This window comes from Flavobacterium sp., assembly GCF_044361015.1.
Lineage (GTDB): Bacteria > Bacteroidota > Bacteroidia > Flavobacteriales > Flavobacteriaceae > Flavobacterium.
In genome coordinates, this window is record NZ_JBIKJL010000009.1 from 26,878 (window position 1) to 40,838 (window position 13,961).

Below are 13,961 nucleotides of genomic sequence, written 5' to 3' on the forward strand. Positions count from 1 at the left end.
CTTATTGCCCCCTAAAAAATAAGATTGTACTTAAGGTTTTAAGCATTATATTGAAATCTAAAAAGATGCTTCTATGTTTGATGTAATACAAATCATATTGCAATTTGATTAAACTGTCATCAATAGAATCTCCATAGGAATAATTTACCTGAGCCCAGCCTGTTAATCCCGGTTTTACAACATGACGCGTTTGATAAAATGGCATAATTTCAGCAATTTCATTGACAAAAACAGGTCTCTCAGGTCTAGGACCGATAACAGCCATATGTCCTAATAAGATATTTATAAACTGAGGAAATTCGTCAATTCTGCTTTTTCTCAGAAATTTCCCAAACGGAGTTATTCTAGCATCATTAGTAGTAGCAAAAACAGCTCCAGCTGATTCTGCATTTTTGACCATGGTTCTGAATTTAATAATTCTGAACTCTTCTCCATTTTTACCGACTCGAATTTGAGTATAAAAAAGTTTTCCCCGATTTCCTATAAAATTACCTATTAAAATAAATGGTAAAAAAAACATACCAAGAGTAATTCCTATTATCGCAATTACGTATTCAAATATTCTAACAAAAAACAAATACAATTGATTTTGATTACTTCGACTAAAAGGAAAATATCGATAAAAATCTCTCGCAACGTATTGAACGGGAATACGGTGCGTCAAGCTTTCATAAACATGGGTATATTCTCTAATGATAAAACCATTTTCAAGTAGCAGTAATAATTTATTATATAAATCAACCGTAATTTCTTCCGTTTTTTGAGTAGCTATAACTAATTCAGAAATTGAATTCTTAGAAATAAATTTTTCTAAACCGGCCACAGAAATAATAGAAACCGCTTTATTTTGAATAGAAAAATCTGAATTTTCGTCTGTATTAACTAAGGCAACTATGGTATAATGTGGATCTACACTTTTTAATCCCAAAATCAATTCATTGGCTAATTCTTTTTCACAAATTAAAATAACTTTCTTTTCAAAACGATTTGAAGCCAAATATTTTAAATAAAACATCCTCCATAAAAATAAAGCGATAAAAAATGCAATAAAAAAATATAGAATTTGCAACCGATTTGAGGGTAATGTTGGTGTAAAAAATGGCGTCAATAAAAAAACTAAAACAGTGGTAGAAGAGGTCAATATTATACTCTTTAAAACCTGAAATTGATTACTGGCTACTTGGAGATTATACATTTCAAAAATGGATCCAATCACAAGAATATAAGTTCCTAAAACAATAGTCCAATAAAAATTAGTTGGTGTAATTGAAAAATAGTCGAATTTAAAAACAATTCCTACAAGGTAAAGTGAAAGCAAAACGAAAAGTACATCAAAAACACGGAGCAAAATTTTCCGTTCAGAAACTTCAAAATGTATTTTCTTTTTACTTTGCATTATATCAATTGTTAAATTGAAAGTGCAATTTAGTAATTTATGATAGATTTTTTAACCTATTCTAATATTTCTTTCCATTGGTTTTTAACAACATTCCAATCAAATTGTTCTGCCAATTTTCGCCCGTTAGTTGCTAATTTTTGAGCTAATTCCGGATTTTCAATCAATTCTGTAATAGCTTTCACCATTTCGTCTTCATCAGAATCATTAACTAACAGAGCTGTTTCTCTATCCTTAACCAAATAAGGAATTCCACCCACATTTGTTGAAACCACAGGTAAACCAAGTGCTAGGGCTTCTATAAGACTTACGGGTGTATTGTCAACATGTGTTGTATTAATAAAAATATCATAATTTTTTGAAAGAGCAATCCATTCTGTCTTAGATAACTTTCCTGGCAATTTAACCTCTACTCCATTTTTTTTAACTAATTCTTGAACTGTTTCTTTTGTCAAATCTTTATACGGTCCAACCATGCATAATTCTGCATTAGGATAAACTTTTCTCAATTTAGAAAAAACCTTTAAAGCCATTTCAGGATTATAAATTTTTGAAAAAGCCCTAACCCAAAGAAATTTTGGATTAACGGTCATTCTTAATTCATTATAATATTTGGATATTGATATTGTATTGGGAATTAAAATTAGATTTGGATATTTATGATTAAGAAAAACTTTATAAAGAAAACCAGAAGGAGCAATATTTCTATAAGAATTAGAAAAAATTAGTCTAGAAATTTTTGGTGAGTTATTTAAACGGTAAGCCAAATTTCCACCTCTCAAGATAGGAATATATGGTATCGCCATAATTCTACAAAGTTGGCTGACATAAAAAGTATACCAAAAATTTGTAGTACTGTACGTATCAATAAGAACAAAATCAACCTTTTTTCCAATTAATAATGTTTTGAAAAACATTTCTGCAAATCTTAAAATTTTATTCTTTTTAGAAGATGCATAGTAAAGTTTGTAATTTTCACTTTCTAATAAGGGCCCAAGTGTTTCTATAGAAGTAGCAGAATATCCATGTTTTAGGAGTTTATTACCAATATATAGAATACTTTTCATTGCTAGCTTAAATAAAATTTTAAATTAAAATATTATATTTTTTTTGCATAAAAAATTTCAAATAAGAAAAAAGGCCAAATGAGTTTACATATTGTATTTACTTGAAAAGTATTTTTAAAAACTGCTTTAATTTCAGAAATATTTGTTTCATGATAATGACCAGTGAAATCATTTCCTGCTATTTTTCTTCCAAGTTTATATAATTTATTTTCAGTTGGGCCAGAAACAATAAAATATCCATTAGGTTTTAATATTAAATCAAATTTTTCTAAATAAATAGGTAAAACATCTAATGAAATATGCTCTAAAACATCTAAAGCAACTATTACATCAAATTTTTGAGTTTCAAAATTCATTGTCAAAAAATCATCTTGAATAAAATTTATACTTTCAGGATACTGTATTTGAGTTTTTAATAGTTTTAAAGGAGATAAATCTAAATCTAAGGATGTCAAATTAAAACCATTTTTTGCCAAATCATATGAAAAAATACCAGTTCCACATCCAAAATCTAATATTTTTGAATCCGGCATAACCTGTTCAATAATAAATCTTTTTGCAACAGACAATCTTTTCCAAAATATATAATCAATGATAGGATTTTTATGAGCATAAGCCGGTAATGCTGCTTCTGACAATACCTCATCTGTTCCTTGTTTCTTTAAAATTTCAGAAATTGCATTTTTGAATTTAATTTTAGTCTCTTTCATCAAAATTTATTTTATATAAGTAAATATCTCCTATCTTTTTTATTGGTATTAAATCATCCCATGATTTGTCATCAATTATATAGTCAGCATTTTTATTTTTCAAAAATACAATCTTATCATTTGTACTTAAAGTTTTAAACTTGGATTTATCATAATACCAATTAATAAATTTAGCTGGATTACCTTCAATAAGCATACCTGCACCTTTAGAATCCAAAATGACTGGTTTATTAGCTCCCGTTCTGATTAAATAAGAACCATAAAAAACAGCATCATTTTCTGTGTTTTTTTTAACATAATCAATCATTTTTGATAGATTATAATTTGATAAATTATCTGAGTAACAACTCATTGATTTAGGCAAAACAGATGTTGTTAAATCATCTCCTATTATTGGAATTCTTGATAAAAGTGGTGATGTAGAAAAAAACAATAAAACTAGATAGCCGAAAAACATATATGGCTTATACTTGTTAAGAGGTGATAACAATTTAAATATTTCTATTAGCATTAAAAACAGTCCTATTTGAAATAAAAGAATTATTAACTTTTGATATCTAATAAGTTGGAATGACATTCGAATATTTTTATTAAACAAAATATTTATTAAATTCTCAATATAAACAGAAAAATTTGCTGTAAAAAATAAAACAAATGCTGAAATAAATAAAATTTTAAAATTGAATTTATTTTTTGAAGAATCAAAAAAATAATATACAATAAAAAGGATGCCAAAAAAATACATTACAGGCCTATTCCAATCAAGAATATAACGGATAGGGTTGTTAAATTTACTTGGTATTCTAGATAAAAATGCTTTATTAAAAAGAGCTTGATCAAAAGAAATAACATTATCTACTTTTGTAGCATAAGTTATTATAAATGGCAACATTCCTATAAAGCAAAACAGTAGTGCAATCAATAATTTCTTCCCTATATTTAGTATTTTTTCATTTAATAAATAATAATTATACAAAACAAATATTGAAAAATAGAGGATTATTCCTCCTAATCCAGTTATAGGATGAAAATTAAATATCAATCCCAAAACAAAAGAGGCTACTATTAAGTTATATTTTTTTAATTTAAAATAAATTAAAAAAGGTATAGGTAAAAAAGCAGAATAAACAGTTCGAGGCATTATGGTCCACAAATCTGAAATACCTAATAACTCACCTCCTGGAGGCCATAATATTCCTCTAATAAAAACAGAAAAAAACAAAGCTAACCAATAATCTTTTTTAAGGCTAAACAACAACATAAACCAACTTAAACCATAGATAAAATGTGCACAAAAACTAAGTAAATTTAGGGCTTGTAAATAATCATATTCTACAAATTTTGCGAAAAACCTCAAAGACTGTACAAAGAAAGGAGTATAATATTCAACATCCTCAATGTTGTTTAGATATAAGTCATTTTGATATAATTTTGGGTTGTCAATTTTTTTACAAATTGGAATTATATTGGCCAAATCAGAAGAGATATCTTCAACTTTAGCCTCTAAATTACTTTTATAAAATCCAGCAGCAATTGTGAAGTTCACAAAAATTAGTAAAAACCATTTTAATCTATTCATTTCGACTTACATTAGGTGAATTCTGTATATCATACTGAATAGCTTGTAACAAAAATTGAAACCCTAAAATAATTGTCAAGGTAACTAACATAATTGTACCTGTTGGAGCAAGCATATGATGAGTAGAATAATAAATCCAGCTATAAATACCGTGAATAACTCCAAAACTAAAAAGAGGAATTCCAAAAAGAATATATATAGATGCAATATTAAAATCATATAGAAAATATTGTTTAATAACTCTTTTAATAAAGAGTTTCAATAAATTCCAAGAAAACAACAACGGCATTTGCCAAACTTTCATACTAGATTTTTCATCTCCATAAATTGCTGGCATGGTAATATCTTTTATTTTGACATTAAGATAATATAATTGAGCAATTAATGACGTTTCGAAAAAATAACGATTAGAAATTTTATCAAAATCCAATTCCTTTAAAATACTTGTTTTTAAAGCAAAATAACCATTTGTTGGATCAAAAACATTCCAATAACCCGTTGCTATTTTTATTAAAAAAGACAAAATTAAGTTTCCAAATCTTCTAACAAAAGGCATTTTCTTAAGAGCTTTCATATCTCTAAACCGATTGCCTTTTACGTATCCTGCTTCATTATTTACTAGAGAGGATATCATTATTGGCAAATAACTTAAATCCATTTGATTATCTGAATCTATTTTAACAACAACATCACACTTTAATTCAATAGCTTTCAAAAAACCTATTTTAGTTGTTCCACCAACACCAAGATTTTTTTCATTTTTTATAAATGTAACCTTAGTTACTGAATTAATAACGCTCAAAATAGCTTCTTCAGGCAATATCTCTATACTACAATCATCAACTATAATTAAATGATTTACAGAAATTGGTATGCCAGCTACCACTTCTTTTATTTTAGTAGAAGCATTATAAAATGGAATAATAACTGCAATATTTTTTATTGAATTAGTTTCTTCAGGATTCATTATTATGTAATGATGAGATTAATGCATTAACAACTATTAAAAATAAACCTAAAATAGCAAATAATGGCCGGTAAATATAAAGATGTTCTCCAAAAAAAAGAGCTACTAGCATTGATAATATCAATCCTTTTAATGCCAAAGCATAACCACTATAATTTTTAAATGATATTTGAAGATATTTCAATAGCCATCCAAAGTATAGCACAAATCCTACTAAACCTAGTTCTTTAATTACATTTAAGTACATATTGTGAGCAGAAAAACCTTTGGTAATTCGATTATTAAAACCCATACCAAAAGGAATAACTTCCGGATAATTTCCTAAATAATTTATATAATTCATCGATAACCTCCCTCGTCCTGCACCTAAATCTTCATATAATTTACCAACATTCGCATTCTCAATATCTTGGTCATCTTCAATCTTGTTAATAACCCTATTAGAAATCACATCATTCATCTTTTCATATAAACCTGGATTAGACATTATAAAAAAAGCAAAAAAAGAACCAATCGAAATTGAAAAAAAAACAAAACCTCCTGTTTTATAAAATGAAAAAAACACAATAAATACTAACAATCCAACATAACTAGTTCTAGACCCTGATAATAATAAAACATATAAATTTATAAAAATAACTAATATTACAAATACTTTATTAATTTCTATTTTTTTATTAAATACTAGTCCAATTGCAAAAATTGACATTATTAAAGAGAACATTCCTGTTACAATTTTATTAGGGCCTAGTGTGCCGGACAAAAAGCCTGCATAACCTTTATAATAAATATCACTCCAAAGAAAAGGTATGATTGAGAAATTTTGAAGTACAATAACCAAACACGAAAGCGTTGAAAAAATCAGTAGTAAATACACAAACAATTTCAATCTGTTTTTATTAAAACTTATTACATAAAATAAAATAGATGTAATAAAAAAAACCCAAAGATGATACAAATATAGAACTGATTGAAAAAAAGAACTCAATTTATCATTAAAAACGCTAAATAAAAAGGTGAGAATAATTGAAAATGAGCACCACAAAACAAAATAATATAACCATTTGAATACATCAATTTTTTTTATTACAATGTAATAAAATTTAAAATTTTGTATAAATATATAAAATACAAAAACACCTAAAAGATCATATAGTCTTAATTCATTATCGCCTTTAGCACTATAAAATAATACAGGTAAATTATAAAAATAAGAAAAAATCATTAAAGAAATTAAAACAAAATGCGAATTATCTCTTACTAAATATGAGAATTGATTGATAGGCTTAAAACTCTTATTATTATTTTTATTAATTGAAACAGTGTTCATATAATGTAAAGTAAAGAAGAAAATAAATGAAATCTAAAGAATTACAAATTATACTAATTTAGATTATTTTTCAAAGGTAGTATAATTCAATTAAAATAAAATAATATACATTTTTAATAATAAGAAGTTCTGTAAACATTTAGCAGATGTATTCCTTAAAACTCTTTATTTTTCTAGTATATTACTTTTTAATTTTTGCAGATAGTTATCAAAAGTAAATAATGATGATACGTTTAAAATTTTATTAGATTTAATATTTAATTCGTTAGAATTTGAATCAATTGCTTTCTTTAATATTGATTCATAGGTAATTTTATTATTTTTAATATTCCACACGAAACCATTTGTTTCATCAATATAATGAGAAATACTTCCAACATTTGAAACGATAGGAATAACTCCATAACAAGCAGCTTCCGCAACAACTTTAGGAAATCCTTCTGCCGAACTTGGCAGTAAAAAAAAGTGTGCTTCTTTTAAATATTTATGAACATAATTTCTATCTTGAAAACCATGAAAAATTATTTTATCTGACAAATATTTTGAATCCTCTTTATATATATGAAAATCTATTCCATCTCCAATCATATGGATAACTTTAATATCTTCAGAAGAAACTCCTTTAAATGAATCTATGATTTTTGAAATCCCTTTAACTTCATCCATCCTTCCAACAAAACAGAATGTAAATGGTTTCTGAAATTTTTTATTTTTTGCAATCTTATCACCATTAAGAATATCTTCTTTTGTGAGACAAGGGTTTTCAAATGACTTACAATGACTTGGCTGATTTTGCCAAAAACCATTAATCGTAACATTACATTTAGACCAATTTTTTCTAAGCCAATAACGTTGCAATCTATTTGAAAAAGGCGGTTTTTTTTGATTCCAATCACCAGCATATTTAACCCAAAATGTAAATTTCCTAGGAATTATAAATGAAAACATTGGAAGTAAAAATAAGCCCATTGAAGTTGGTAAACGCAATTGGACTTCTGATGCTCCTTTAATACTTTTTAAAACAGTAATAATAATAATTGGAATTTTAAATAAGATTAATATTTTATCTAAAATTTTCTTTCCTCCATATGGTGGTATTGATTGGAAAAAAATATTTTTTTTCGAATAAGGTAATGAACTTTTAGGAACATCTTTCTTGTGCAAACAGGCAACATGAACAACTTCATCCCAATAATCTGCAATAAAGTTCACTTCGTTTATTGTGGCTCCCCACCCTACTATTTCACCTTTACTATAAAAATGCTCAGTATGAGAAATAATTACTAATTTTTTCCTTTTCATAATTCTATAACCTGATTGTATTTTTGTATAATTAAATCCCATTGAAAATTAAATGACCATTGAATTGCATTCTCGGAATAAACTTCATAATCTTTCATAATTAAGTCAAATGCAGCCGAAACTTCTTCACTATTTTTAGAGTCCACTACTAATCCGCTGAATTTATGTTTAATTGCATCTGAAATACCTGAATTATTTGAGCCAATCGCTGGAATCCCAAGTGAATTAGCCTCTAAAATTGCAATACCAAAACCTTCTACATCGCCATTTGACAACACATTACTTAACATAAAAAAAACGGTTGATTTTTTTAATAAATATTTCAATTCATTATTACTAACTGCACCATGAAAATATACATGATCATCAACACCTAATTGAGTGGCCAGATTAAGTAAAGATTCTTTTTCTGTTGGGATTCCAACAATTTCATACTGAATTTTAGGATATTTAACTAGTAAACTAGGTAAGGCTCTAATTACATTTTGTTGGCCTTTTCTTTGTGAAACATTTCCAACAGTTATTATTGATAATTTATCTTTAACTTTGTTAAAAACTTCTCCTTCTTCAATATCTATTTTAGAAAAACCATTATTAATAACTTCTACTTCAAGATTGGGATTTACTTTACTTATTAAATCTCGTGTAAAATTTGAAACCGCAATATTTTTGTGAAATGATGACAAACTATATTTTGTTAATTTTTGTTCAAAATAATTACCTGAAAATAATTCAGAACCATGAATAACCGAAAATGAATTCTTATTTTTTTTGAAAAAATTCAAAATGCCTACTGTCCACAATGAAAATCTGCCTGAAGCAAATATCACTGAATTTTTATGTTTATTAATGGTTTTTTTTGCAGCTAAAATTCTATTTAAATAAGTAAATAACAAATTATTTTTTCGCTCAATTCTAATTACCAAAAAAGGCAAAGAAGAATCAAAATCAATCTCAATTTCTTTTTGATTAACCCTGTAATCTGTTATAACTGTAACATTATGTCCCAATTTAGAAAAGTTTAAAGCTAAATTATAGGCATGATTTCCAATACCACCGGGTAGAGGCGGAAATTCTGAAGCTAAAAGAACAATATTTTTCAACTCTAATTTATACAAAAAACATTATTTGGAATACCCTTAAACTCTTTTAAATTTAAATTAAGTAATTTATAATTACAATTCTTTAAAAACTGTAACACTTCCTCACTATCATTAGTTTCTACTACCATAATTGGTTTATATTTATTTATTGTGTCTTGCAAACCTTTTAAAACATTCAATTCATAACCATCCACATCTATTTTTATAAAATTTGGAATAATATTTCGATCAAGTAAATAATCATCTAATTTAATTTGATTTATTTTAACTTTCTGAACTACTTTATTTCCGGTATCTAAAATATTACTGGTTTGTCCGAATAAATTAATTTCAATCAGTTCATTATCATTTCCAACTGCAACATTTTCAAGAATAATATTTTTGATATCATTTTTTAAAATACTTCTAGAAAATGCTTTAACAATTTCTGGATGTGGCTCAAAAGAAAAAATAGATGTTTGACTTGTCAGATTTGATTGCAAAGCAAGACTTATAAAACCATAATTAGAACCCACATCCAAGATAGTAGGATTTGTAAAATTATCATTTTTAAATAGTTGTAAAGTATTCTTTAAAAGTAAATTTTCAATTCCTTTATTTTTAGCTTTTGTTGCAACTTTTATTGGTGCAAAAAAATAAAATTTTCCCTTTCCCCAAGTTACTAATTCATCAATAATAACCTCTTTATTATTTGGTCTTAAAACCAAATCTCTGAGAAATTTTAACCCGTTACTTTTTCCTAAAAAAAGTATCCACTTTTTTGGCAAATAGGTATATAATAACCTGATAATTTTATTCATTTTTTTATTTTAACTTAAACATTTCTTAGAAATTAAGAAAAGTGAATTTTTTGTCCTTCTTTTAATTTTAATGATGCTAATTTCCATGACTTTACTACTTGATAGCAAATTAAAGGGAAAAGGAAAGGCACTAATAGTATACTTACTAATTTTAACATCCTGTTTTTTTTGTATTTATAAGGAATCAAAGACGGCAAAACTGCGCTAAATATATAATATTTCGCAGACTTTGAACCATAATAATTTCGAGCTAAATACAAAACACTGGGAATTGGTCTTGGATCAAACATTTTTTTCGGTCGCCAACCATCCCAGCTTCCCATTTGTCTTAATCCCCCTTCACTCACTTTCAAATGAATTCTTTTTGCTCTATAATTTGATATATTTTTATACCCGTTCAAATAGCATCTCAAACCAAATTCTCCATCTCCCATTCGTTGCTTCTCAAATTGTAAATCAAAAAAACCTATTGTATAAAATATTTCTTTTTTTAACATTACATTCCCTGTATCTAATTGGTCGCTCCAACGAAAATAGCTGTAATGCTTTGGGATTTCAGCTCCGGTCTTACTGATAGAAACACCTGAAGACAAATCTGCATTAAAATAATCCAAACATTTTATGTGCTCCTCAATCCAATTTGAATCAATTAACGAATCATCATCATATAATAATATTAAATCCCCTTTTGACTTTCTTATTGCTTCATTTCTAGCTTTCCATAATGCTTTTTCTGTTTGATTCCAATACGTCAAATTTAATTTCCAATTTTCATAAAACTCTTCCTGAAATGGTTCAGATTGATCCACCACTATTACTTCAAAATTTTTATATGTTTGATTTTCCAAATCTTTCATAACATCCTTAAGATAATTATATCTGTTTAAAGTAGGAATAACGACAGAAATAAAAGGTTTAGAATTCAGCAATTTACTTTCGAAAGATTCATAATCAGAAAATTGATAAATTTGTTTTAAATATTCAACCCTTTTTGTTTTTCTAGTTTTAAAAAAACATAAAAGTTCAGTTATAGGATTATGAAATGTTATAATTCTAATTATTAGGACATAAAACACCCACGCTTTATGAACATTTTTTCTTAAAAAATAATATTCATCAATTATAGGAATTTTAACCTCTTCCCAAAACTTCAAACCTGGTTGATACTGTTTATTTATAAAACCGGATTGAAAAGCGGTCCAAGCTAAATCTCTTAGTTGAGATTCTTTACTTAAATAATTAAAATCAAGTTCAATTTGTAAACCAGATTCTTCTATTTGTTTAAGGGTAGGGAAATAACCATTGTCAATTTGAGGTTTCAAATTAAAGTACCATATAGGCCTGATATATTTCAAAAAATAAAAAATCATAGTTAATCTGTATTTTGGTTTTCATTAAAATACATTTCAACTACCTTTTTTGTACATAACTCTCTCCCCTTCGTATTAACATGAATTCGATCATAAAAACAATCGGGGTTTGTTAGAAAATCTGAATGATTAATAATATTTACCGTTTTAGGGAATATGATTTTTGTATTATAAATTGGTGATTGATAAAGCGTAAGTTTAATATTATTTTCGTTACAAAAATTAATTACTTTATTCAAATATGGATTCTTATATTCAATTGTTCGGATTAAATTCTCTGCGTTTTTGAATTTCTTATTAGAATTATCTATTGGATAACTATAATTACCCTTATCATCAAAACGATTTCTAGCCGAAGGATTAAATATTGATACTAAGGATGGATAAAACAATTCTGTATTGAAATAGCTTAAACCAACTAAAGGAAAATAGTTAGACAATAAATAAACATTCTTATTTTCACCATCAATTTCACGAAAATAATTATAAACATTATAATCACTTATAAAAGGTATAAATCGATTATCATTGCCATTTACCTTGGGATTTATGGTTTCTAAATCATCTGGCATGACACATAAAATAAGACTATTTGTTTTTTTACCACAATTGTAAAAATGCTGCAACATTAAATATTGGGAACTTAATGCAGAATCATCCATACTAATGTTTAATCCCTTTTTATTAGTTATTGAGTCAATCTGCTTCGTATCAAGTGTTGTTAGCCCTGTACTTGAACCCAAAATTACATAATCAAACGAAACTTGATTAATACCATTTTTAATAAACTGTTGCTTATAGAAAGTTGAATTTGCTAAAAAAAACAAACACATAAATGAAATAAGATTTAATACTATAAAAATAACAAAACCATATATTCCTATTTTAATTAAAAATCTTTTCATTGATTAAAATTGAAAATAAATAAAACTCAATTGATTTTTAAAAGCACCCATAAAAAATATCATACAAATTAGGGTAATTAATTGAATTTTATTTAGTTGTATTTCATAATTATTATTTTTCACATTCTTCCATTCTATTTGTAATAACCAAAAAATTGATAGGAAACAAATACCTGTTAATAAACTATACTTTGAATTTTTAATAAACAAATCATAACTTAAATCAGAAAAATCAATCATACCGGTAAAATAAATCCAAGCATCTTTTAATGAATCAGCTCTGAAAAATATCCAAGCAATGCACACAAAAGCAAAAGTAGAGCTTATTTTAAATATATCTACCAATTTATAACCTACTTGTTGTAAAGAACTTCGATTGGAATCAGATAAAAGTAATGGCATAAATAAAATCGCATGAATAAGTCCCCAAATAATAAATGTCCAATTAGCTCCATGCCAAAATCCACTGACTAAGAAAATGATAAAGGTGTTTTTTACACTTTGCCATTTTGAACCTCTACTGCCACCTAATGGAATATATAAATAATCTCTAAACCAAGTGGAGAGCGAAATATGCCAACGTCGCCAGAAATCAGCGATGTCTTTTGAAAAGTAGGGGAAATTGAAATTTCTGAGTAAATCAATCCCAAATAATTTTGAAGTTCCTAAGGCAATATCGGAATAACCACTAAAATCACCATAAATTTGAAAGGCAAATAAAATGCTTCCCAACCATAATTCGGGTGCTGAATAATTAGCTGAATTATCAAAAATTTGATTGACAAAAAAAGCACAATTATCGGCCACAACAACCTTTTTAAATAAACCCCAGATAATTTGTTTAACACCTTGAATAGCTTTGTGATAATCAAAATTTCTTTTTTTCTTGATTTGCGGTAATAAATGCGTTGCACGTTCGATTGGACCAGCCACTAGCAAAGGAAAATAGCTCACAAATAAAGCATATTCTACAAAATTATGTTCCGGTTTAATGCGTCTTTTATAAATATCGATGACATATGAAAGTCCGTGAAATGTATAGAAAGAAATTCCAACCGGAAGAATAATATTTAGTGTAGTATAATGAACTTGAAACCCGAAGTTACCTATTAGATTTGCAAAAGAATCAACAAAAAAGTTATAATACTTAAAAACACCTAAAAAACCAATATTTATTGAAATGGTGAGCCAAAACCAAAACTTTCTATTGGCTTCTTTCTTAGCTTTTTGCATCATTAAACCTGCCAAATAATCTAATCCTGTAGAGAACATCAATAAAAAAAGGAATCGCCAATCCCAACAAGCATAGAAATAATAGCTCGCTACTAAAAGCAATCCGTTTTGAAGAGATAATTTTTGTTTTTGTAATATCCAATAAAGAAAAAATACCAGAGGTAGAAAAACAAAAAATTCGATTGAGTTAAATAACATG

12 protein-coding genes are annotated in these 13,961 nt (G+C 26.7%); all 12 read right to left on the bottom strand.

Going from position 1 to position 13,961, the window contains the following annotated elements; all coding sequences use genetic code 11:
• Position 1: 1 nt before the first annotated feature.
• The 12 genes from ACIQ2Z_RS04385 to ACIQ2Z_RS04440 all read right to left on the bottom strand — a co-directional run bounded on the left by ACIQ2Z_RS04385 (position 2) and on the right by ACIQ2Z_RS04440 (position 13,960).
• Entirely contained in the window at positions 2–1,396 is a 1,395-nt protein-coding gene (locus ACIQ2Z_RS04385) for an exopolysaccharide biosynthesis polyprenyl glycosylphosphotransferase (protein ID WP_396182943.1), read from the bottom strand.
• A gap of 56 nt (positions 1,397–1,452) precedes the next feature.
• Complete coding sequence (locus ACIQ2Z_RS04390) at positions 1,453–2,463, bottom strand: glycosyltransferase family 4 protein (protein ID WP_396182944.1); 1,011 nt, start codon at positions 2,461–2,463, stop codon at positions 1,453–1,455.
• 32 nt (positions 2,464–2,495) lie between these two features.
• The gene (locus tag ACIQ2Z_RS04395) at positions 2,496–3,173 is read right to left on the bottom strand and encodes a class I SAM-dependent methyltransferase (RefSeq protein ID WP_396182945.1); all 678 of its coding nucleotides are present in this window, start codon (positions 3,171–3,173) and stop codon (positions 2,496–2,498) included.
• Complete coding sequence (locus tag ACIQ2Z_RS04400; protein WP_396182946.1) at positions 3,160–4,752, bottom strand: hypothetical protein; 1,593 nt, start codon at positions 4,750–4,752, stop codon at positions 3,160–3,162. The genes ACIQ2Z_RS04395 and ACIQ2Z_RS04400 overlap by 14 nt, the downstream gene beginning before the upstream one ends.
• Positions 4,745–5,719, bottom strand: a complete 975-nt coding sequence (locus ACIQ2Z_RS04405) for a glycosyltransferase family 2 protein (RefSeq protein WP_396182947.1) — start codon at positions 5,717–5,719, stop codon at positions 4,745–4,747. The genes ACIQ2Z_RS04400 and ACIQ2Z_RS04405 overlap by 8 nt, the downstream gene beginning before the upstream one ends.
• Positions 5,709–6,596, bottom strand: coding sequence for an O-antigen ligase family protein (locus ACIQ2Z_RS04410; RefSeq protein ID WP_396182948.1), 888 nt, complete (start codon positions 6,594–6,596; stop codon positions 5,709–5,711). The genes ACIQ2Z_RS04405 and ACIQ2Z_RS04410 overlap by 11 nt, the downstream gene beginning before the upstream one ends.
• A gap of 618 nt (positions 6,597–7,214) precedes the next feature.
• Positions 7,215–8,351, bottom strand: a complete 1,137-nt coding sequence (locus tag ACIQ2Z_RS04415) for a glycosyltransferase (RefSeq protein ID WP_396182949.1) — start codon at positions 8,349–8,351, stop codon at positions 7,215–7,217.
• On the bottom strand, positions 8,348–9,469 hold the full coding sequence (locus ACIQ2Z_RS04420; protein WP_396182950.1) for a glycosyltransferase family 4 protein: 1,122 nt from the start codon (positions 9,467–9,469) through the stop codon (positions 8,348–8,350). The genes ACIQ2Z_RS04415 and ACIQ2Z_RS04420 overlap by 4 nt, the downstream gene beginning before the upstream one ends.
• A complete protein-coding gene (locus tag ACIQ2Z_RS04425; RefSeq protein ID WP_396182951.1) occupies positions 9,457–10,254 on the bottom strand; it encodes an FkbM family methyltransferase in 798 nt (265 codons plus the stop codon). Before ACIQ2Z_RS04425 ends, ACIQ2Z_RS04420 begins: the two co-directional genes overlap by 13 nt.
• A 32-nt stretch (positions 10,255–10,286) precedes the next feature.
• Entirely contained in the window at positions 10,287–11,576 is a 1,290-nt protein-coding gene (locus ACIQ2Z_RS04430; protein ID WP_396182952.1) for a glycosyltransferase family A protein, read from the bottom strand.
• 50 nt (positions 11,577–11,626) lie between these two features.
• Positions 11,627–12,529, bottom strand: a complete 903-nt coding sequence (locus ACIQ2Z_RS04435; RefSeq protein ID WP_396182953.1) for a hypothetical protein — start codon at positions 12,527–12,529, stop codon at positions 11,627–11,629.
• Positions 12,530–12,532: 3 nt separating this feature from the next.
• Complete coding sequence (locus tag ACIQ2Z_RS04440) at positions 12,533–13,960, bottom strand: MBOAT family O-acyltransferase (protein WP_396182954.1); 1,428 nt, start codon at positions 13,958–13,960, stop codon at positions 12,533–12,535.
• Position 13,961 lies beyond the last annotated feature (1 nt).

Coding starts and splice junctions, on each gene's coding strand:
- ACIQ2Z_RS04440 (WP_396182954.1), bottom strand. CDS start 13,960: ATGTTATTTAACTCAATCGAATTTTTTGTTTTTCTACCTCTGGTATTT.
- ACIQ2Z_RS04415 (WP_396182949.1), bottom strand. CDS start 8,351: ATGAAAAGGAAAAAATTAGTAATTATTTCTCATACTGAGCATTTTTAT.
- ACIQ2Z_RS04425 (WP_396182951.1), bottom strand. CDS start 10,254: ATGAATAAAATTATCAGGTTATTATATACCTATTTGCCAAAAAAGTGG.
- ACIQ2Z_RS04400 (WP_396182946.1), bottom strand. CDS start 4,752: ATGAATAGATTAAAATGGTTTTTACTAATTTTTGTGAACTTCACAATT.
- ACIQ2Z_RS04390 (WP_396182944.1), bottom strand. CDS start 2,463: ATGAAAAGTATTCTATATATTGGTAATAAACTCCTAAAACATGGATAT.
- ACIQ2Z_RS04385 (WP_396182943.1), bottom strand. CDS start 1,396: ATGCAAAGTAAAAAGAAAATACATTTTGAAGTTTCTGAACGGAAAATT.
- ACIQ2Z_RS04395 (WP_396182945.1), bottom strand. CDS start 3,173: ATGAAAGAGACTAAAATTAAATTCAAAAATGCAATTTCTGAAATTTTA.
- ACIQ2Z_RS04435 (WP_396182953.1), bottom strand. CDS start 12,529: ATGAAAAGATTTTTAATTAAAATAGGAATATATGGTTTTGTTATTTTT.
- ACIQ2Z_RS04405 (WP_396182947.1), bottom strand. CDS start 5,719: ATGAATCCTGAAGAAACTAATTCAATAAAAAATATTGCAGTTATTATT.